Source organism: Microcoleus sp. SVA1B4 (assembly GCF_036700545.1).
Classification (GTDB): domain Bacteria; phylum Cyanobacteriota; class Cyanobacteriia; order Cyanobacteriales; family Microcoleaceae; genus Microcoleus.
Genome location: NZ_JAUBPB010000001.1, coordinates 37,750 through 58,610, shown reverse-complemented (window position 1 = coordinate 58,610; position 20,861 = coordinate 37,750). Strand labels below are relative to the sequence as shown.

At 44.9% G+C, this 20,861-nt stretch carries 12 protein-coding genes and 1 pseudogene; 7 read left to right on the top strand and 6 right to left on the bottom strand.

The window, feature by feature from the left end; all coding sequences use genetic code 11:
* The first annotated feature begins 36 nt into the window (after positions 1 to 36).
* Together QT987_RS00255 and QT987_RS00250 are read left to right on the top strand one after the other, a co-directional pair.
* Positions 37 to 1,182: a branched-chain amino acid ABC transporter permease gene (locus QT987_RS00255; RefSeq protein ID WP_333236258.1), complete on the top strand. Its 1,146-nt coding sequence runs from the start codon at positions 37 to 39 to the stop codon at positions 1,180 to 1,182.
* 112 nt (positions 1,183 to 1,294) lie between these two features.
* Positions 1,295 to 1,514 (top strand): annotated as a pseudogene (locus tag QT987_RS00250) (IS701 family transposase); the annotation flags it as partial.
* 466 nt (positions 1,515 to 1,980) lie between these two features.
* Here QT987_RS00250 and QT987_RS00245 read toward each other — a convergent pair.
* Positions 1,981 to 3,603, bottom strand: coding sequence for a glycosyltransferase family 39 protein (locus QT987_RS00245; RefSeq protein ID WP_333236256.1), 1,623 nt, complete (start codon positions 3,601 to 3,603; stop codon positions 1,981 to 1,983).
* 282 nt (positions 3,604 to 3,885) lie between these two features.
* Positions 3,886 to 4,458, bottom strand: coding sequence for a Uma2 family endonuclease (locus QT987_RS00240; protein ID WP_333236254.1), 573 nt, complete (start codon positions 4,456 to 4,458; stop codon positions 3,886 to 3,888).
* 430 nt (positions 4,459 to 4,888) lie between these two features.
* Between QT987_RS00240 and QT987_RS00235 the strand changes: the two genes are divergently transcribed.
* From QT987_RS00235 to QT987_RS00225, 3 genes are all read left to right on the top strand, one after another.
* A complete protein-coding gene (locus QT987_RS00235; protein ID WP_333236252.1) occupies positions 4,889 to 6,454 on the top strand; it encodes an ABC transporter permease subunit in 1,566 nt (521 codons plus the stop codon).
* 272 nt (positions 6,455 to 6,726) lie between these two features.
* Positions 6,727 to 7,542 carry an SAM-dependent methyltransferase gene (locus QT987_RS00230; protein WP_333236249.1) on the top strand — a complete coding sequence of 272 codons (816 nt, stop codon included), beginning with the start codon at positions 6,727 to 6,729 and terminating at the stop codon, positions 7,540 to 7,542.
* Positions 7,543 to 7,625: 83 nt separating this feature from the next.
* Positions 7,626 to 8,405 carry an ABC transporter ATP-binding protein gene (locus QT987_RS00225; RefSeq protein WP_333208328.1) on the top strand — a complete coding sequence of 260 codons (780 nt, stop codon included), beginning with the start codon at positions 7,626 to 7,628 and terminating at the stop codon, positions 8,403 to 8,405.
* A gap of 354 nt (positions 8,406 to 8,759) precedes the next feature.
* On the opposite strand, the gene QT987_RS00220 is transcribed toward QT987_RS00225, so the two are convergent.
* Positions 8,760 to 9,620, bottom strand: a complete 861-nt coding sequence (locus QT987_RS00220; protein ID WP_333236247.1) for a PEP-CTERM sorting domain-containing protein — start codon at positions 9,618 to 9,620, stop codon at positions 8,760 to 8,762.
* 317 nt (positions 9,621 to 9,937) lie between these two features.
* Between QT987_RS00220 and QT987_RS00215 the strand changes: the two genes are divergently transcribed.
* Complete coding sequence (locus QT987_RS00215; protein WP_333236245.1) at positions 9,938 to 10,645, top strand: ABC transporter ATP-binding protein; 708 nt, start codon at positions 9,938 to 9,940, stop codon at positions 10,643 to 10,645.
* 64 nt (positions 10,646 to 10,709) lie between these two features.
* Here QT987_RS00215 and QT987_RS00210 read toward each other — a convergent pair whose 3' ends face one another.
* Both QT987_RS00210 and QT987_RS00205 read right to left on the bottom strand, forming a co-directional pair.
* A complete protein-coding gene (locus tag QT987_RS00210) occupies positions 10,710 to 16,199 on the bottom strand; it encodes a response regulator (protein ID WP_333236243.1) in 5,490 nt (1,829 codons plus the stop codon).
* A 548-nt stretch (positions 16,200 to 16,747) separates the two neighbouring features.
* Positions 16,748 to 18,190 (bottom strand): hypothetical protein, encoded by a 1,443-nt coding sequence (locus QT987_RS00205; RefSeq protein ID WP_333236241.1) that lies wholly within the window; start codon positions 18,188 to 18,190, stop codon positions 16,748 to 16,750.
* Positions 18,191 to 19,073: 883 nt separating this feature from the next.
* Between QT987_RS00205 and QT987_RS00200 the strand changes: the two genes are divergently transcribed.
* A complete protein-coding gene (locus tag QT987_RS00200; RefSeq protein ID WP_333236239.1) occupies positions 19,074 to 19,505 on the top strand; it encodes a pyridoxamine 5'-phosphate oxidase family protein in 432 nt (143 codons plus the stop codon).
* A 153-nt stretch (positions 19,506 to 19,658) separates the two neighbouring features.
* Here QT987_RS00200 and QT987_RS00195 read toward each other — a convergent pair whose 3' ends face one another.
* Positions 19,659 to 20,531, bottom strand: a complete 873-nt coding sequence (locus tag QT987_RS00195; protein WP_333236237.1) for an alpha/beta hydrolase — start codon at positions 20,529 to 20,531, stop codon at positions 19,659 to 19,661.
* Positions 20,532 to 20,861: the final 330 nt, after the last annotated feature.

Below are 20,861 nucleotides of genomic sequence, written 5' to 3'. Positions count from 1 at the left end.
TGCCTTTTTCCTTCTCCCTCCAATGTCCCATGCCCGATGCCCGATGCCCAATTCCCGATTCCCAATTCCCAATTCCCGATTCCCAATTCCCAATTACTCAAAAACATGAAAAACTGGAAAAGTATTCTCTTATATCTAGGTGTAGTTTATATAGTTTTGCTATTAGGCCCGATCGCAGGATTTGATTTGCCAAAAATCCTTGGAGAAATAGTCAGCAATCCTGAAGTTTTGATTCAACAATTATTAGTTGGTCTTGTCAACGGCGCGCTGATTGCAATTATTGCTTTGGGTTACACTATGGTTTATGGCATTATTGAGTTAATCAATTTTGCTCATGGCGATTTGTATATGTTGGGTGCTTTTGCTTCCCTAACCGTGTTCGGGGCTTTTGGGATTCAAGATGGCGCACCTTTAGCTATTGCTATACCGGTGATGCTAGTTGCTTTAATTGTATGTTCCGCGTTTTGTGCTGGGCTGAATATTGTTGTGGAAAAGTATGCTTATCGACCTTTGCGAAATGCTCCCCGGTTGGCTCCTTTAATTTCAGCGATTGGAGTTTCTTTTATTTTCCAAAATATGGGGTTATTTTGGGGAGGATTAAAAGCTTTTATTCCGGTGATGGGTTCTAATTCGGCTGCGCCGAAAAGTTTTCCCGATTTGTTGCCGCGAGTTGATATTTTTAAAGCTTTGGGAATTCAAACGAGTATTGTATTTACTACGAAAGATTTAATTGTGTTGGTAGTGGCGGTGGTATTGATGGTTTTGCTTCATGTGTTTGTGCAATACACTCGTCTGGGAAAGGCGATGCGGGCAACTGCTCAAAGTCGCGATGCTGCTAAAATTATGGGGATTAATGTCGATCAGATTATTGCTCTGACTTTTTTGATTGGGGGAGCTTTGGCGGGTTCTGCGGGTATTTTGGTGGGTTTGTACAACAATACTATTGTTTTTACGATGGGGTTTACGGCTGGTTTGAGGGCTTTTACGGCGGCGGTTTTGGGGGGGATTGGCAATATTGTCGGGGCGATGTTAGGAGGCGTTTTGATTGGGTTGCTTTCGTCTTTGAGCGATCAGTATTTGTCGAGCCGCTGGACTAATGCTTGGGTGTTTGGGGTTTTGGTGGTGATTTTGGCTTTTCGGCCAGGCGGTTTGTTGGGAGAGAATGTTCAGGAAAAGGTTTGAAGGTGCTGGTTGAAAAAATGGCAAGAGATACTTATCGGGACTTCAACAAAAAATACGAGCTAAATGAGTTCTAATGCTTGAAGAGCAAGCATATAACGTTAAAGAATGAGCAATGAAAGAGACGACCCCCGCCGCGATGCCCCCCTGCTTGGATAAATGGTGTCAAAGATTTGACGATATCTTTGGTCATCAAGCCCAAAAACGGGAGTTTAGGAACTATTTAGGCGGATTATTATTGGGCTATCGGGAGCGAAAAAACCTCTCGCAGATGGCGACAAACGCCTTGGCGAGTAATTTACCACAAATTACACCATTTTTTAACTGCTGCGCCCTGACGGGGTTGTTAACCCGTCAGCAATTTGATATTATTGATAGCCATTGCTTAAAGTTGTGCTGTGATTCAAGGTCAAAAAATCAAGACAATGGGAATTCAAAAATAGGTGGGTAGGTTAACTGAATACGGGCGCTCGATACGTGGCCATAGTAGTTTTTAGATTCGATTATACGGTCAATGTTGGGCCGAGCGTTGCGGAGGGAGTTGGCATGGAATGCAAGTCAAGACATTATTACGCTCATTAATCGGAATTAGGCGCACTAAACTACGATTTTTTTAGAGGGGTATGAGGGCTATGTCCTTGATTCTATCAATGTTTTGACTCTTGTTTTCACCCCCTCATGGGTAATGCTTGTATCACAGTTTAAATGCACAACAGCTTATATGGATTGTCCAGTGACCCGCTCACTCATGCTATCTCAACAATCTACTCCCGACAAAGAAGACCCCAAAGTCTCATGGTTCTAGCGCTGGGTTGTTTTAAGTTTGGGAGGAATTCGATAAATAACCCAGTTGGGTGTTTCTTGATAGAGTTCCAATGTTTTTTGAATGTACGCAACCAATTTAGGGTTATCTTTTGCTATTTGATTATTGTCATATTTAACAATTCCCATCCAATCTGCTCCCTGGATAATCAGGTCTTTCAAGAGTAGAATTAAAGTATCCTCTTTTATTTTCTCTCTCCAATTAACCCTATTTTGTCTAATGCTGCCTTGATAGCTCTCAGGAGGAAAAACCCAGCCACGTCGTTGACTATAATAGATAGCGACGGGATCGCCACCTCCACGATTAGCTATGGTAACAACAAGGTCACTTGGTTGAGTTATTTGCTGCAAAGCTATCCCTAGTTCGTAGCCATCTTTTGCCCACGGATAATAGCACCATGTATTTAACTGTTTATAACCAATTCCAGAAATGATTAGTAGTATTGCCGTTATGAGTGCTAATGCTGAAGATGAGCCTCCGACTCGCTTGGCGAATGAAGCAAGTGCTATCAAACCATTTCCTGCTAGAGCGGCGGCGGCTGGGTTGATAATATTTAAGTTAGAGGGATTTGCGACGAGCTGTTGAGCGCCAATGAAGTAATAAATTGCAAAAGCAAGTATCCACCAATGAAACATCCCTGGTACTGGTACAGCTACATTACTTGACTGCTCCTCAGATTCCGGGGTAGGAAGTTTATAATGAGGAGGAAGGAACAAACCAATAGCAACAAGGAGCATGATGGGATATGTCCAAAGCCAGTTATAAATAATATTATATAGTTTAGGAAAGAAATATTTTTGTTGCCACCATTCACGTAACTGACTATCCCACAGCCAGTTCCCGCTGCCAGCAAAGTGGTAAGGCGGATAGGTGAGAGCAAGATGCCTCGCCCACAAATAATAGGCAATTACTGGCAGGAGGATGGAAATAGCAGCTACTCCAATTACTATCAGCTTTTTCGGGCGCAGTAATCCTCGATGACCCAGGACAACAAATATTGTATAGAGCATCGGAATGCCAATGATTAAACCTGGTAGTTTGGTTAAAAAGCCCCAAATTGCAAAGAGGGTGGCAAGTAATAAATAGTACCAGCGGTCAGTTTGTAGGTAAGCAATCAGCATCCAGAAACTTGTGACAACTAATGCAACCATTGCCGGGTCGGGAAGGAAAGACCGATCCAGATATATATTTCCTGGAAAAATGGCGAGAATTGCGGCACTCATAAGAGCGCGATCCCGATCCCAAATACGAGAAACTAACTGATAGAAGGCAAATATTCCCCACAAGCTAAACAGGACAACCACACTGCGTCCCACCCAATCATGCTGTCCCAATAAAGTATAGAGAAGGGCTGTAATATAAGTAACTGTTTGAAATTCGCGTCCATTATAGCTAGGCCCTGGCCCATCCCAGCTAACTTCAGGGTAGAAGATATTCCAATTTCTGCGATATAAATTTTCGGCCATCATGGCTGTGCTTGACTGACGCCAACTAAAGGTATCCATAAATGGCTGATTGATATTAATCAATCGCAAAATAGCTGCCACTACAAGAATTGATATCAGGAGATAAGTGGTGTTCCTATAAATTGGAATTTTCATTGGATATCTGATGATATAAAAAAATATCTGACCTGTAAAGCTACGCAGTAAGCTAGTGGAACCTAGACAAGGGCAGCGCTAGCTAGCTAAGTTTACACATTGGAAGATATATTGGTCAAGCAGCAAAAGCTTAAACTATATGTTAAGGATGAAAAATAGTCAGCGTTCGCTGTCATCTTCCTACTACTGAAAAAATACTTAATGGGGCGATCGGCAACATTAAATTTTTATTTCCAAATCTAAGAGAGCGCTTCTCAATTGAGTGGAATACTGTACGCCCAATTAAATATTCCCTGGTTTGAGCCAGCCAAAAACTTCGCCTAAAGTCAACTGCATTTCCGGCAGAAAATTGGGCATCGGAAGTATATCTGTTGGTTCTTGCAAGGAAATCGGCTGCTGTCTTGCGGGATAGGCTAAAATGTTTTTTTCATCGGGATCGAGCAACCAACCCATCTGACAACCGGCATTCAAACAGTGCAAAATATTGTTTGTGACTTTGGTTTGGCTTTGGGCTGGGGACAAAATTTCTATTGTCCAGTCTGGGTGAGCATTAAATGTATTGGCAATTTCGCCGTCAGCGTCTAGGGGAATGCGATTCCAAACAAAAATGGCGACATCGGGCACAATAGAACGTCCGCCAAAGGTGCAGCGAAGTTCTGGTAGGGCTAGGGCAATTTGCGGTTTCTCTGCGATGTCGTTGGTGACTGTTACGAGTCTGCCTTGTAGTTTGCTGTGTTTTCCTTGCGGCATAGGTTTTTGTAAAATGACACCTTTGATGTATTCGCTAGCGGGTTTGGTTTCTGGGAGTTGCAAAAACTCGTCGAGGGTGATAGTTTTTTGAGGTGCTTGTACCATATAGCGATCGCCCGTTTGAAGTGTGTTGCGGTAACAGTTCCAGTATATAGCAGTTGACAGTTGACAGTTGACCCTTCGACTACGCTCAGGACAACGCAGTTGACCCTTCGACTACGCTCAGGGCACCGCAGTTGACAGTTGACTAATGGTAAGGTGCGTCGCTATGAGATTGTCTATTTTTTTGAGGGATTCTTTGTGGCGACGCACCCTACGACTAATCACTAATGATTACTGACTGCTGACCAAGAATTTTTTGATGGTACCCGCCACGTGATTTATCTCGCGCAAGTCAATCCAAAATCTCAAATCTAAAATCCTTGCGTCCCCCGAATTTATCTCGCGCAAGTCAATCCAAAATCTCAAATCTAAAATCTAAAATCGAATGACTGCTGACTAATGACTGCTGACTAATAACTAATAACTTCCTGCTATGTCAAACAAGATAATCCAAGCAATTAAATCGACTGGTATTTTAGGGGCGATCGCCTCTTTGACTGTTTTGTTATTCGGCGGTTGGAGCGGCACGGTGATCGGGTGGCTGATGGGTACGGCTGCGGGCTTTATGAGCTGTCGGGATCAGAAGGTTTATAGCCCGAAAATGGGTGCTGCGATCGGCAGTTTAGCGGGATTGGGATTGGGAGTTTGGCTGTTAGTTGCGAGTGTGGTAGAAGGGGTTTTGATTAGGCCTTTGTCTGGTCAACCTGCTGTTGCTTTGCCGACTACGCTGCTGTACGGGATTTGCAGTTTGACGATCGCAATTTTGACAGCTACGTTAATGGGTGCTTTGCAGGGTTTGCAGGGGGAACGCCAGCGGCTGGCAACTCTGGTGACATTAGCTTTTATTCTAATTCTGTTTCCGTTTATCGACATTCAGGCTCAGACTGGCTGGATTGCTACTGTAGTACAGATTCAAATCTTTATTATGTTGGCGTTGGGTTTGAATATTACTGTGGGTTTTGCGGGTTTGTTGGATTTGGGATATGCGGCGTTTTTTGCGATCGGCGCTTACACGACAGCTTTGCTATCTTCTGGACAGTTAAATATTACTTGGAACTTTTGGGTGGTACTGCCGATCGCCGCCGGTGTAGCTGCGATCGCGGGCGTAATCCTGGGTATTCCGACACTGCGGCTCAAGGGCGATTATTTGGCAATTGTTACCCTCGGTTTTGGCGAAATTATCCCGGTTGTCTTTAGGAATTTAACCGCGATTCGGATTGACGAACCAGTCTCGAAGATTGTTGCTTCCCTGTTGGGGAAACCCGAGTTGGTGCTGTGTCTGGTTGGGTGCGATCGACCTTTTAACCTCACCGGCGGCGAAGCGGGAATAAACCCGATCGGGCGTCCATCTCTCCCCATCGTCGGCACTTTCAGCACCGGCAACTACTTTCCCTGGTACTACCTAATTTTGCTGCTAGTTGTCTTCGCTTACTTCATGATTTCGCGGTTGCGAGATTCCCGCTTGGGCAGGGCATGGAATGCCATGCGCGAAGATGAATTAGCGGCTAGTGCGATGGGGATTAACCTGGTCAAAACCAAACTTTCGGCTTTTGCGATGGGAGCGACGTTTTCGGGCTTTGCAGGCGCGTTTTACGCCGCCTATATCAGCGCGATTTTTCCCAGCGTTTTCGATTTCTCGGTGTCAGTAATCATCCTGTGTATGGTGATTTTAGGCGGTTTGGGGAATATGACCGGGGTGATTTTGGGGGCTATCATTATCATGTCTGCCGATCGGCTTTATCTGCCACAATTAGCGCAAGTCCTCAAGGGTTTTATGAATACTTTTGTACTCCCCAGGATTGCAATTCCCCAGTTGCGAGACTTTCTAGCAACCAGTTTAGACCCGATTCAAATGCGCTTATTCCTATTCGGCCTAACTCTTGTTGTCATGATGCTCGTGCGGCCGGAGGGGCTGATTCCTGATAAAATACACCAAGCTGAACTTCATTCGGATGCTGAAGCGAGCAATGAGTCTTTAGCAGATGCGAGAAGTCAATAAGTAGGTAAGGACAAAAACCCTAGTATTTTGTAGGCGGGTTTAGCTAAGAATCTAGGATGCAACTCACATTTTGCACCATTCTCAAGAACAGGCAAGATGCCTGTTCCCCAATAAAATTCACTCTTTGTGGAACAGGCATCTTGCCTGTTCATAAAAACCTTATTTAGAATGGTGCAACATCTCAGATACAAGGGAGTTTAGGGGTGTAAAAACCCCGTCCCCATCTAATGTTTATTTGTAACCAACTACTTAGTAAGGGTGAAAGATTAGCCATGAAAAATGTAACGGGTACTGCTTTTATCGTTGCGGAATTTAGGGCAGAAGAGAATGAAGAGGAAATTCCTCTCTATACTGATCATGTAGTAAAAATATGGCTGAATGAGGAAACAAAAAAAATAGCTGACCAAATAGCTCACAACTCTCCCGCAGCTAAAGAAATGGTTAAGTTGCGGACTAAATATTTTGATGATGTTTTGTCAAATCAAATTTTAGGAGGTTGCAAGCAAGTAGTTATTTTAGGTTCTGGTTTGGATACTCGCGCTGCTAGAATTAATGGAGAAGGAGTGATTTATTTTGAAATAGACGACCGCGCTACTCTTCAATTAAAAGAAGAAACTCTCAAAGCTAACAAAGTTACTGCCAATGTTCGCTACCTCCCCGGCGATTACGTAAAAGACGGTTTAATCTCCTTGCTGAAACAGAGTGAATTTGATTTCGCTCGACCGACATATTTTTTGTGGGAAGGCAACACTACCTTGCTTGACAAAAAAGATGTAATATTTGTATTAGAACAAATTCGCGACAATGTTGATAATTTTCGATTGTCCTTTGATTATATGTCGGAAAAGGTAATTTTGAGAACCACGGGCTACCAAGATATCAATGATTACATAGATAAATACGAAAGTATGTATGCACCGTGGATTACTGGGTTTGAAAAGATTGCAGCTTTGGCTGACGAACTCAATCTCAAACTTATTGAAAACTTTTCGACGGCCGATTTACACGCACAATATCGCCCTGGCCGTTCGCTAGAATCTAATCTTTTTAAGTTCTATTTTGTCTGTACGTTAGAAAATATGTCCTAAAATATCCCAAATTGATTCGCGTGCGTGAAACCTCGCGAGCATCCCGCTCGCACTACTATAAAATCTTAGAAAACAGAACCAAAATGTCATTATTAGAAGCACAGCAACTTACAATGCGATTCGGTGGTTTGACTGCCGTCAACCAGGTTAGTTTAACATTGGAAAAAGGCTCGATCGCCAGTTTGATCGGCCCCAACGGTGCGGGCAAAACTACTTTTTTTAATATGCTGACAGGTATCTACAAACCGAGTGGCGGTCAGTTGCTCCTAGAACAGAAGAATATCACGGGCTTACCGCCCGATCGCCTGACAACTTTCGGCATTGCTAGAACTTTTCAAAATATCCGCTTGTTTAACAACATGACTGTGCTGGATAATGTTTTAGTAGGTAGACACTGCCGATTGAAAACAGGTTTGTTGGGTGCAATCCTCCGCCCTCCCGCTGCAAATCTGGAGGAGCGGGAAGCTAAAATAAAAGCGCTCACTATGCTTGATTTTGTCGGTTTAGGTGCTTCTAAAGCGCTGGAGTTGGCAAAAAACCTTTCCTACGGAGACCAGCGCAGATTGGAAATTGCCAGGGCTTTGGCTTCCGATCCGAAAGTGCTGCTTTTGGACGAACCTACGGCGGGGATGAATCCGAACGAAACGGCTGATTTAACTCGCTTTATTTACCGAATTCGCGATGAGTTGAATTTGAGTATTTTGCTGATTGAACATGATATGAAAGTGGTGATGGGAATTAGCGATCGCGTGAGTGTTATGGAGTACGGTACTAAAATTGCTGAGGGAACTCCAGATCAAGTTCGCGCCGATCCTCGCGTAATTGAGGCATATTTGGGAAAAGAAGAAGATGGACATGGATAGTATAGAATAACTATAGCAATCCTAAATGATTTGTGTAATTTTTGTAGGGGCAAACCCCCCGTGGTTGCCCCGATGCAGGCTGGGGTAGGCACGGGGAGTAGGGGTAGCACTACCCCTACATATTTTTACAAATGATGCGAGGATTGCTATAGATAGGCGACTTCTTATTAAAGAAGTCGCCTATCTAACAGCGATAGTTGACATACTTAGGGATGAGAATTAAATAAAATCCACTTTTCATGACTGTTGTGGGATGGGCGTCCCGCCCGTCCTTTCTGGGCGGGCGGGACGCCCATCCCACAAGAAAAAAGGGAAATTATTTAATTGACGATCCTTAGATGTTTTGCATCATTCCTAAACTTTTGATTTAACTTCAGAGAATTGATTCTTAAATTTTCTCCCCTTCGCCAGGAAACAGAAAAATAGGGCAGTGCCTAATATAGTAGTAGGTTCTGGAACTGGTTCGGCTTCGGAAAGTGGTTGCGATTGTGCCACTGCCATATTGTTCTTAACTTCTACTAATCTTAAATTAGTGGTGCTGTCAAAAGTCCGCGAATACACTCCCGAAGTATACAAACTCAGGCTTTTTGTATTACCTTCAGCCAAAAAAGCAAAATTAATTTGTGTTGGATTAAAGTTTCCAGCGAGGTTGTATGACACACTCAATTCCGGGGCTTTAAAAGAGTGCAAACCGAGCCCAAGTTCAAAGGATTCTAAAAGAATGTTAGAAACAGTATCAATTAATGAAAAAGATATACTGCCTAGGGCGCTAGCCCGTTCTGATTGGGGATTACTAACAGATGTAAAAAGATGTAAAATAGTCTGAACCGTGAAGGAAAAAGTTTCTCTCGCATTAATAGAGAAGTCGCCGATCACTGCTGCTTGACTTTGGGCTACACCGAAATAGTTAGTCCCGCTGCCTATGACTTCACTTTGCGAGAGATTTGTTGCCAGCAATTCGTGACAGTTAGATATAAAAAATGCCTCAGCTTTTGCTTGGCTAATGGCTGCACCGCTGTTAGCTATTGTCTGAGTTTTAGTGTTAGTAGATGTACCTGTATCAGTCGGGGTGTGACTGAAGTTATCAATCGTTACTGCTGCTGCAGAACCGGCTAGTGTGGCAGCACGGCTGGGCGCTATACCTACACTCAAGCTGGTTACTAAAGGAGTTGCTAATAAAAATGCGATCGTTCCGCTACAGTGATGGAATTTCATGGTAAATCTCCTTAAATTTGAAACATTTTAAGTGCTGTTATTAGTAAGTTGTAGCGGTTGGTTTCGCTTACGTATCAATACTACCTATTTACTTAAAGATTTTTGTAAAGCTACTGTCAAGAAATCGTATTTTTAAGTAAAAATTATGTAAAGTCGATCGCCACAGCTACTAAAAATAGATTCTATGGGAGCTAGGGCGGGTCTTGATCTAAGTAAAATTACTGTTTACTCTAAAAAAGCTGGATTTTAAATAAATGCAATAAAATTTTATAATTAGTCGGGATAATATAATAAAGCACTAAGCAGAAAGAGTAATCATGTTGGAAATTAAAGACATACACACCTACTACGGAAATATCCACGCTCTCAAAGGGGTATCGCTAACAGTCTCGCAGGGAGAAGTTGTGACATTAATCGGCAGCAACGGGGCGGGCAAAACGACCACTCTCCGCACGATTCAAGGACTGCTGCGCCCGCGAATCGGCACTGTTTTATTTGAGGGAAAGCCTTTAGAAGCACTATCTACAGAGGCGATCGTCCGTTTGGGGATTTCTCAAAGTCCCGAAGGGCGGTTGATTTTTCCGCGAATGACGGTGCAAGAAAACCTGGAAATGGGTGCTTATCTCCGCAACGATACTCTCGGTATCAAGTCAGATATGGAAAAAGCATTAAATTTATTTCCTCGTTTGCGAGAAAGAATTAGTCAAAAAGGGGGAACTCTCAGCGGCGGGGAACAGCAAATGTTGGCGATCGCCCGGGCTTTGATGTCGCGCCCCCGCTTGTTATTATTGGACGAGCCGAGTATGGGATTGGCACCGATGTTAGTCAGTCAAATTTTTGCGATCGTCCGCGATATTAATGCTGAAGGAACAACTATTTTGCTGGTGGAACAAAACGCCCGTATGGCTTTAAGTGTGGCCCACCGCGGCTATGTCATCCAAACTGGTGAGGTTGTAGTCGCCGGTACTGCTAGCGATTTGCAGTCAAATGAAACTGTTCGCAAAGCATATTTAGGTGAAAATTAAATAACTATTCTGGTAATCGGTAATGGGTAATCGGTAACAGCAATTACCAATTACCAATTAGCAATTACCCTATTTGCGATCGCAACTTCCCCGTTTCCAATTCCGTCTCAAAAGCCGCCCGCACCTTTTCCCACTCCGCTTGGGCTTCCAACAGGCGATCGCGCGCCGTACTCACATCAAAAACCTGTTCCCCTCCCGACTCAACCGCCAAGCGACCCATATATTCCAACTCCTTGCAAACAGCAGAAAAAGACACCGCTCCTAAATTGGCGCTGCTCGACTTCAGCGTGTGAGAAGCCAGCTTCAAACTATCAGCATCGCCGAGAAAAATAGCCTCCTTAATAGTTTCTAAATGTTGCGGTGCGTCTACCAAATATATCTTGATCAGCTCCCCCAAAAAATCCGGATCTTCATCATCGTCTAGCTCGCGGAGATTTTGCAAAATATGAAAATCAATCGGCGAATCGGCTCCCGGTTGAACGCTCGAAGATGCCGCAGCATCACTGTCAATGTCATCAGAAATATCTTGATTGTTTTCCTCTGTTACCGCATCCAATTCATCCCGAATCAGAGGTGAGCACTTGCTCAAGGCGATCGCCAACTCTTCCCGGCGTACCGGCTTAGTAATATAATCGTCCATACCTGCTTCCAGACACTTTTCGCGATCGCCCTGCATCGCATTAGCAGTCATCGCAATAATTCTCGGCTTCTTGTTAGCAGGCCATTCCTGACAAATGCGGCGCGTCGCTTCCAACCCATCCATATTCGGCATCTGCACATCCATCAGCACAACATCGTAAGATTGCCGCTTCAGCGCCTCCAAAACCTCCAACCCATTAGCCGCAATATCAGCCCGATATCCTATCCTGTCGAGTAAATGCGTAGCCACTTTTTGATTCACCACATTGTCCTCCGCCAGCAAGATCCGAATCTGACTAGAATTAGCTCCATCCTGTCCGGCAGAATTCGTCGCAACCTGCCTCAAAACAGCAGGCGTCCGCTGCGCGCGGTGTTGTTCTTGAGAATTTTCAAAATACTTCAATCCCGAAGTCAAAGTCACCACATTTGAAACTTCTCCCCTGCCGCTTCTGCCAGTAACATATCCAAAAACTTGCAGCAACACATTATAAAACTGGGACTGTTTTAAAGGCTTAGTTAAAAAAGCCGAAAAATGTACTTCTGTAGTTTCAAGTTTTTTCCAAACTTCCGCCTTACTTAAATAAGTAAACAGTACCAAAGGTAGTGCTATTTTGCGAGGGTTTTTAACGATGACATTCGGATTTAAGCCGTCGTCGCCAGACAAATTGCTCAGCTCAAATTTCCGAATCTCCACAGCCAACGCCACACCGTCCATATCTGGTAGATTCATCGCCAAAATAGCTAAATCGAGCGGCGAGTTTCCTTTGATGATTTCCAAAGCCTCAGCACCCGAAGTTACAGCCACGGGTATCATTCCCCAAGACTCTGCCTGCCGGATCAAAACTTGCCGGTTAATGGCATGATGCTCAACAATTAACAAGCGCTTACCAGCGGCAAATTCCGGTCTTTTTTCCTCAGCCCGGATGTCATTCGCTTCAGCAGTCACCGTGAAATAAAAAATCGAACCCGAACCCGATATCAAGGGCGGAGTAAATTCTTCTGGCGACCTTCCAGCGATACTTTGTCCGGCAGAAACTCCCGGTTGAGACTTAGAACTTCGGGGATCAACCTGGCTGACAACCCACATTGTACCGCCCATCATATCGCTCAAACGCTGGCTGATAGCCAGTCCCAAACCCGTCCCGCCGTAATGTCGTGTTGTCGAAGCATCCACCTGCGAAAAAGCTTTAAACAGGCGATCCATCCGGTCTGGCGGAATACCAATTCCCGTATCTTGGACAGCAAATTGAATCTCGTATTGTTTGCTACGTGCCAACTCTCCCTGGTTAATTGCTAGCGGTTGTGGCTCTAGAATATTAATTTTTTCCGGCGAACTCTTAGCAGCTACCGGTTCAATTTGCCTAGCCGTACAGCACACCACAATTTCTCCAGATTCTGTAAACTTAACTGCATTGCCCAGCAAATTTACCAAAATTTGGCGCAGTCTCGTGACATCTCCTAAAATGTTTTTTGGCACAGAATCATCAATAAAATAAGCCAACTCTAAACCTTTTTCTGAGGCTCTAGGAGCCAGTAATTCTAGAGATTCTTCTATACAGTTTTGCAGCTCGAAGGGGCTGCGTTCCAAATCCAATTTTCCAGATTCAATCTTGGAAAAGTCGAGAATATCGTTAATAATAGTCAGCAAAGCATCGCCGCTGGTACGAATTGTCTCCACAAAATCCCGCTGTTCTGGAGTTAGTTCCATATCCAGCAGCAAGCCCGTCATCCCGATGACCGCATTCATCGGAGTGCGGATTTCGTGACTCATAGTCGCTAAAAATTCGCTCTTAGCTCTATTAGCAACTTCCGCCGCTTGTCGTGCTTGATCCAAAGCTTCATTTTGCTCTGCTAACTGTCGCTGTCGCTGAACTTCGGTTTCTAAAAGTTGTGCTTGAGCTAAGGTAATGCCAACTTGAGCAGCAACATCTTCTAACAGTTCAATTTCGTCGGGATTCCACTGGCGAGTTGCATCGCACTGGTGCAAAGTAATAATTCCATTCGGTTCTCCTTGATAGGAAGTGCGAACAGCCAACATAGATTTTAATCCGATGCGGCGGCACATCGGCCCCGAAGATTCCAGCAAAGGATCGGCAAACACATCGGGAGATGCCAGGGCTATATCTTCAGCGAGAAGTTTTTCTGTGTAGGGGTTATAAGTGACAGAAAGCTCTAAATCTAAAGCCGATTCGTGACCGGGTTCTAAGTATTCCGCGACGCAAGGAAGGTGGGGATAAGGTTCCGAAAGATAGGTGTGAATTGTACAGCGATTGACACCAAATACGCGGCCGATTTGGGTGGCGGTAGTTTGAAAAATTTCTTGAGTGTCTAAGGTCGATCGCACTTTTTGAGTAATTTGTTTGAGTAGTAAAACGCGCTGGTACTGACGTTGCAAAGTTCGCTCTCGCTCTTCGCGGGCAATTTCTGCGCCGATGTAATTGCCCATCAACTTTAAAATTTCAAAATTCAGCGGTTTAAAAGGAGATTTAGTGGTGCGAGAAGTAAAGCTCAAAGTGCCATAAATTCGCCCTTGCACTATTACCCTCGTCCCCACAAAAGCCTCCAACTTGCGGACGCTGTAAGCGGGGTGGTTGCGCCACTGAGTAGTGCCCGCTGATTCGACAGAAATAGGTTCGCTCGATCGCAAAACCTCTCGCTCAAAGGTTCTGCTCAAAGCAAAACCGTCTCCTTTAGCAAATCCAAAGGGAAAATCTTCCGGTACATAAGCCGAAATCACTTCGTAGCGATCGCCCAAAACCCTGCCCAACAGCCCGATATCCATCCCAAACTGACTACAGCCCATTGCCAGCAACCGGATCGTTCGATCGTCAAAAGAGCCTTCCGATGTCACCATTACCTCATAGAGCGATCGAATTGCCCGCTCGCTTTCCCGCAGTTCCTCAACTCCTTCGAGGCGGTTGCAGACATCGTGCAAAGTCCCGAAAATTCCCGCTATTTCGCCTTGCGAATTCCGGCGGACTTGGGCAAATAATTCTACGGAAACAAAGCCGGAATTACTGTGAATTCCCAAGGAGTTTTTCTCCGAAACCGACTTGGACTTAAATCGCAGTTCTCGCCGTTCAAATTCCGACTTCCCGGACAGCAAAGACTCCAATAAATTTGCACATTGCTCGCGCTCATCTGGATGCACCCACTCTAAAAAATTAGTTTGCAAACTTTCGGAAACCGCATAATTAGTAATTTCCGTCCAAGCGCGGTTGAGGAATTTCCAAACCCCCGCCGCATCTATGTGGAAAATTACTGTTGCTTTCAAAGAGTCAAATAGATGGAATTGTTCTCGATCGTGCTCGCGGTTTTTGACTTCAAACTGCTTGTTTAGAGTAATATCTGTATGAGTTCCTACTACCCGCAGCGGTTTGCCAGTAGCGCTGCGTAAAACTTGACCTCGGTTCAGCACCCAGACAGTGCTGCCGTCTTTACAGTACATCCGATATTCGGCTGCAAAATCCGGTGTCTTTTGGGCGAAGTGTTCTTCTAAAGCTGCCTTTACCGAGTCAATATCATCTCGGTGGATGCGACTCCACCATTCCGATCGGCGATTCGAGATTTCCCCTTCTTGGTAGCCCAGCATTTCTTGCCACCGCGCCGAATAAAAAAACTCATCTGTTTCGAGATTCCAGTCCCAAATCCCCTGATTGTTGACTGCAGGGGGGAGATTTTGCCGCTCTACGAAAGTGTGGTGAGAAATTTCAGCCATCTCGTGGCTATTTGCTGCTGTCCGCTGTATTTCTGCTGAGAGTTTTTTGTATTGAGCGTTGCTAGATTCTAGCTGGCGCTGCAAAGCGATCAAGCCAGAATGCAGAGATTTGGAATCCAGCGCTTGTAAAAGGATAGTTTTAGGATTAATAATCCCGATCGGGTGATTTGTTTCATTGATGACTAATAAAGGCAACTGGCAGTAGTGTTTTTGCAGCAGCGCGACGGCTGCTTCGAGGCTAGAGTGCGATCGCACCAGTGGCGGCGAACTGCTGCAAATTGCTCCCGCTTTAATTTTATTAGAGTCTCTTCCCAGGGCCTGTAACTGCACAATATCCCGCGAACTTACCACCCCAACCAGTTTGTGAATGTTGGGATTTGTAAATTTGGAATTGTGAGCCGCGCCAGTCGAGTGTTGATCGGGGGTTTCAGTGATTAATACATAACTAACATGGTGTCTAAACATCAGTTGCGCCAAATAGCGAACCGAAGAATTAGAAGGAGCGTGAATTATTCTTGAAGCTGCTATTTGAGGGATTTGATAAAGTTTAATTAAACTTGCGGGCAGCTCTAATTTCTGATGCACAATTGGCAGCGGCGGAGGGAACGCGAAAGCCGCAGGTGGCGAAGCGCTGCTTATTGCTTTTGGTGTCGATTCCCCAATTCCCTGCAACATTTGCACCAAGCTTTGAGAGCTAATTAAACCGACAAGTTCTTCAGCCTCGCTGACGACGGGCAAATGGCTGATCTGATGTTTATCCAGCAGATTTGCTAAGGCAAAAAAGTCGGGAATTTCCGATTCTCTGGCTACAGTTACGGTTCTGATCATGATTTGCTCGATCGCAAATCCCCTCAAAGCAGCGCCGATCGAATTTAGCTGTACGATATCTCGCGCTGTAAAAATCCCCAGCACTGTCTGGCTGCTAGGATAGGGAGCTTTTGAGCCGTTGAGAGGCCGCCCGTTGCCTCCTGCGTGTAGCGCACGCGGTACACCGTTGTAGAAACCCGACTGTTCCCGCGATTGTGGGGAAGTCCCGTTCGTGGGATTTCCGAGTTGATAATTCCCGCGCGGTTCTACCACGAGGACGTAACTGGCTCCTGTGCTACTCATCAGCTCGATCGCCTTTTCTACGGGCGTCTCAGGGGTGACGGTGAGGGGATTGCGGTTGATGACCTGACTGAGGGAGGGAATAAACATCAGGGGGCATAAAAGTGATATTTGTTGGAAAAAGCCGATCGCGAGCAGCAGGTTGATTGAGAGGCTTTACCCGCGAGATTTCCAAGCGCGCTCAAAGTTTCTGTACGATTCAACTCACCCATACTTCCAGCATCTTGGCATTTAAAATTAATTCCGTGCCATATCCTGATAATTGACGGCTTCTGACTTCCAGAACCAATGCTATCTGCCAGAGGGCGGACATGAAGGCGGGCGGGTAATTCCTCGCCTAGCCTAACTGCTGCGGGTTTACGAGCAAGAATTTCTGCGATTGTCTAGACTGCACCCTACTTTCTGCCCCTCAACGGAACTCTCGCTCACATTCTGCTTGAGGCCAGATACCTGCACCCTACCAATTTACCAGCGACAGGAGGGGAATCACAACATGACATTTAGGTATTGCAACTGTGCAATTGGGGGTTCGAGGGTTCGAGGGTTCCAGGGTTCCAGGGCCAAACAGGCAGAAAATAAATAATTTTGAGCATAACTAATTCTATCTTATCCCAATTATGGCCCAGAGGATTTGAGCTTCAATTCTGGCGATCGAACTTGATGAGAATAGCGCTGTTCCCTGCCAGTGTAAAACTCGCATTGCCGCCCTTGAGCCTTAAGCTACCAACAACCTCATCCATTGTTTTAGAACTGAACTCCCGCACCGTGCCATTACCAGTTTTTATCAGCTCCGAAATATCAGCATTAACAGTGTAAGATGTTGCTCGGTCATTGACAACCAGCAAGTAAACATTCTTGCTAGAATCAAGAGTGGCAACTGCCCTTAAATCCGAACTGTTAGTGATAGGAAAAAAGGTAGCTTTCCCGCCCTGCAAAGCCCTAATTCCCATCCGTAAAGCATAGTAGCCCGCCCGCCGTTTTCCCCCGTCCCCTAGCAAACCTTCCGCCCCTGCGGGCTTGCCCCAGTCGTACAAACAAAATATGTGACTGCCGTCAATATAATTATCCCCCGGTTGAGAACCTCGAATCAAATTCTTAATCAAATTTAAAGCTAAAGATAAATCACCGTAGCTCATGTTGTAAGTTCCCCATTCTCCTACCCAAAGCTGCGAGTTAGCGCGGACAGTACCGTTCATCCAGCCGCGCACTTTGCGGGTGTAGTTAGAAATATCTGCATCGTAGTTGTGGACATTGACTGTATCGAAATAATTCGGTATTTCCTGCAAAGCACTAGCCGGCCAATTGCTGCCGCCTATGGTTTTCGGGCCGTGGATGCGGTAAGTGCGCGAAGGCAAATAAGTTTTATAAACAAAGTCGATCGCATCTTTTGCCACCTTAACCAATTCAAAATAGTCAGCCCTAGTCCCGCCCCAACCCTGATCGCGATTGTCCGGTTCGTTGTGAATTTCCCAATCATCAACGCGGTAATCATTGCGAACATTCAGCCAATAAACCGTAGCAAAAACGTGTTCCCACCACTCGTTCCAATCTTCTCCTGTGCGCGGCGGATTCAGTTGCAGCGCCCAACTGGGATTCCAGTTATTATCAACATTCCGAATACTCACCACCGGGCGAATATTTGCTTGTTTTAGAGTATTAAAAATAGTCCTGGCATTGCCTTCCCAAACCGTACCCGGTTTTCCAGACCACCAATAATCGCTACCCTGGGGCGGATTAGTCATAATCTGATCCCAATGTGCCCAATTAATTATATTTGGATTTGTCTTAATTTCGTTAATAGATGGCCAACCGTATTTACCGTCGTCGTCTTCGGCTTCCCACCGGGACATCCCGCCGTAAATGCGGTAGGTATTAATTCCCAAATCTTGCAAATCTTTGATGTCGAAATTGATATTGCCCTCGACTGCACCGATGTAGCGAGTGCTGACACCCGCAGCAGTGCCGGAAATTTTAATTGTTTCGATGTTTTGAGCAAAAGTTGTTATTCCGATGAACAACCCTAGGCTGATGGCAATTAAAACACCTAGAAAAAAAATCAGAATTCTAGTTTTTGATAACACGTGATTATTAACTACTAATTTAGGTTATTTTCTGTTCGAGGTAAATATACCCATCGCTAATCTAACTTAGGATCGCAAATTAAATAATTTACACTCTTGAAAGTGGGATGGGCGTCCCGCCCGTCCTTTATGCACGGGCGGGACGCCCATGCCACAAGAACAATAAAGATTGTAAGTTATTTAATTCTCATTCCTTAACGGGCGATCGAGTTTGTTACCTGTTGTAATAAAAAAGCATTAACTATACCAATTTCCCGAATTAACACATAAAGTAAAATAGCACAGGTAGCAGTCAAAAGTGAAGGTTCACCTCGAACAACCACAGTAAAATATTTGGGTATAACAATTAACCATATAAATTGCGTTAAATATCTGGCGGGGTGACAACGCCGCCGGAAACCCAGCCATGCCTCATATTTGATCGACTTGTGTTAAAAAAGATAGGTCAGAGCATTCCAAGGGACGATCGCCTTTTGTTCGCGGGTAACAAGAAAACATGGACGCCCAAGCTGCAGATAAAGCGAGTTTGGGCTTGATCTGGGCTGAAAATTTGTTTAAGTCCCGTTAGGAAAAAACGCTTTTATTAATTAATTAGACGATCGCCATTTAATAAAAACATTAAACCCTCAGCAATTGCCGAGGGTTTATTTCCCAAATCCTACAATTTTCCCCACAAAAAATATATCGGTCTAAAGGTAGATGATATTGGTGACCAACCTAGGTTACGCTAGGAGAAATTCTATACTTGTTTATAGCCACAAAACAGGCGCATCAAAAATGCAATAATTAGACCCAAAGCCCCACTCGTGAAGCAACCTAAAACATCGATGGATTTCTCTAGAGTAAGTCTTAAAGGAGCATAAAAATGTTAGATATTGATGAAATGAGTTCAAAAGAAATACAAGAACTTTTGCAGCAAGTAGGACACGGACACCTCGGCTGTGTATTTGAAGGGCTTCCCTACGTTGTGCCAATGCACTATTATCTCCAAGATTCGGACATATACATTTTCACAACAGTCGGGATGAAAACGAAGTATATGGACGGCAATCCAGAAGTCTGCTTGCAAGTGGAAGAAGTCCGCGATATGGAACACTGGCGCAGCGTTGTCGTGAACGGGCGAGCAGAACGCCTTACGCAGCAGGAAGACATCGATCGCGCGATGGAATTGGTCAAAGAACACAATCCCAAACTTTCGCCCGCCATCAATCGCACTTGGATTGACTCGCTGGGGCGTGCGGAGGCGATCGCAATTTACCGGATTCAGCCCTGGGAAATGAGCGGGCGCACGACGGAGGGAATCAGCAGTCGGTGAACGTCGAGACTCACTTGTTACCGGGTTTTTTACGAAAATACTTAATTAAGATTTTCAATCTCGGTAAAAAACCCGGTTGACGATCGTCAGGGCGCCTCCAAGACTATAAATTCCTAAAAAATGCTGCCGGATAAAATAGTGCCAAATATCAGCTCAAACAGCTTTGCTTGCCAAAAAATCTCTCATGTACCGATTCACTAACTGCGGCTGTTCCTGCTGCACCCAGTGGCTGCAATTAGGAATGTAATGAATCTGAAAATCCCGCACATAATCTGCGGTTCCATAGGTTAACTCTTTGCCGAAGGCGGCATCATTTTCTCCCCAAATCATCAGCGTCGGAACTTGCAGCACGCTCCAATTCTGGCGATCGAGAAATCCGCTAGCCAGATTGCGGTAATAATTGATAGTAGCAGTCAGAGCGCCCCGTTTGGCAGCCGCATCTTTGTAAGCTTCCATATCTGAGGGACTAAAGGTGCTTTTGTCCACTGCCATACCTTCCAAAGCGGCCGAAATTGCCTGATAGTCGCCCAACTGAATTAACAACTCCGGCAAAACTGGCAACTGAAATAAAAAGATGTACCAACTTTTCAACAATTGTTGGGGAGTGCGTAACCCTTCAGCAAACTTGGCCGGATGCGGTAGATTCATCACAATTAATTTATCCACCATTTGGGGATAAGCATAAGCAAAATTCCAGGCGATCGCGCCTCCCCAGTCGTGACCAACTAAGACGCAACTTTCATACCCCAAACCCTGAATAATTCCCTTGACATCTTGCACAAACTCTGACATCACGTAAGCAGATTTATCATGAGGTTTGTCGCTGTCGTTGTAACCTCTGAGATCCACAGCGACGACTTTATAATCTGATGCAAATTCTGGGATTTGATGCCGCCAAGAATACCAAAATTCAGGAAATCCGTGCAGCATCAGCATCAGCGGCCCAGAACCTTGAGTGACATAGTGCAGTTTAATGCCGTTCGTAGCGATAAATTCGTGTTTCCAAGCAGCTTCTAGCACAGACATATTTGATGCTTCCTCTAGCTATCAAGATATCCTAGCAGTTGCTTTCTTTGACAGGAACCAACTTTGGGCATATCTAGCAATTATCGCAGCACCTGTCAACTCTTCCTCTTCTCTTCTCTTGCTTTGTGGAACAGGCGTCCCGCCTGTGGTTCTTCGCGAAAGCGGTTCGTAAAAAAAAGCCGATAGCCGGATTCCCGAAAAGATTGCTATCTCAGTCAAAATATTAGTATAATGTTGCTGGCATCCCCACAACTGTTAAGGCAAAAATCACTGACTTTCGAGCGATCGAGAATCCCGATTCGCAAAAATTTGAGGTTTGTGAGGGTGCAA

Bases quoted from the DNA above. Each gene is read 5' to 3' on its own strand.
- QT987_RS00255 (WP_333236258.1), top strand. From the start codon at position 37: ATGCCCGATGCCCAATTCCCGATTCCCAATTCCCAATTCCCGATTCCC.
- QT987_RS00245 (WP_333236256.1), bottom strand. From the start codon at position 3,603: ATGAAAATTCCAATTTATAGGAACACCACTTATCTCCTGATATCAATT.
- QT987_RS00240 (WP_333236254.1), bottom strand. From the start codon at position 4,458: ATGGTACAAGCACCTCAAAAAACTATCACCCTCGACGAGTTTTTGCAA.
- QT987_RS00235 (WP_333236252.1), top strand. From the start codon at position 4,889: ATGTCAAACAAGATAATCCAAGCAATTAAATCGACTGGTATTTTAGGG.
- QT987_RS00230 (WP_333236249.1), top strand. From the start codon at position 6,727: ATGAAAAATGTAACGGGTACTGCTTTTATCGTTGCGGAATTTAGGGCA.
- QT987_RS00225 (WP_333208328.1), top strand. From the start codon at position 7,626: ATGTCATTATTAGAAGCACAGCAACTTACAATGCGATTCGGTGGTTTG.
- QT987_RS00220 (WP_333236247.1), bottom strand. From the start codon at position 9,620: ATGAAATTCCATCACTGTAGCGGAACGATCGCATTTTTATTAGCAACT.
- QT987_RS00215 (WP_333236245.1), top strand. From the start codon at position 9,938: ATGTTGGAAATTAAAGACATACACACCTACTACGGAAATATCCACGCT.
- QT987_RS00210 (WP_333236243.1), bottom strand. From the start codon at position 16,199: ATGTTTATTCCCTCCCTCAGTCAGGTCATCAACCGCAATCCCCTCACC.
- QT987_RS00200 (WP_333236239.1), top strand. From the start codon at position 19,074: ATGAGTTCAAAAGAAATACAAGAACTTTTGCAGCAAGTAGGACACGGA.
- QT987_RS00195 (WP_333236237.1), bottom strand. From the start codon at position 20,531: ATGTCTGTGCTAGAAGCTGCTTGGAAACACGAATTTATCGCTACGAAC.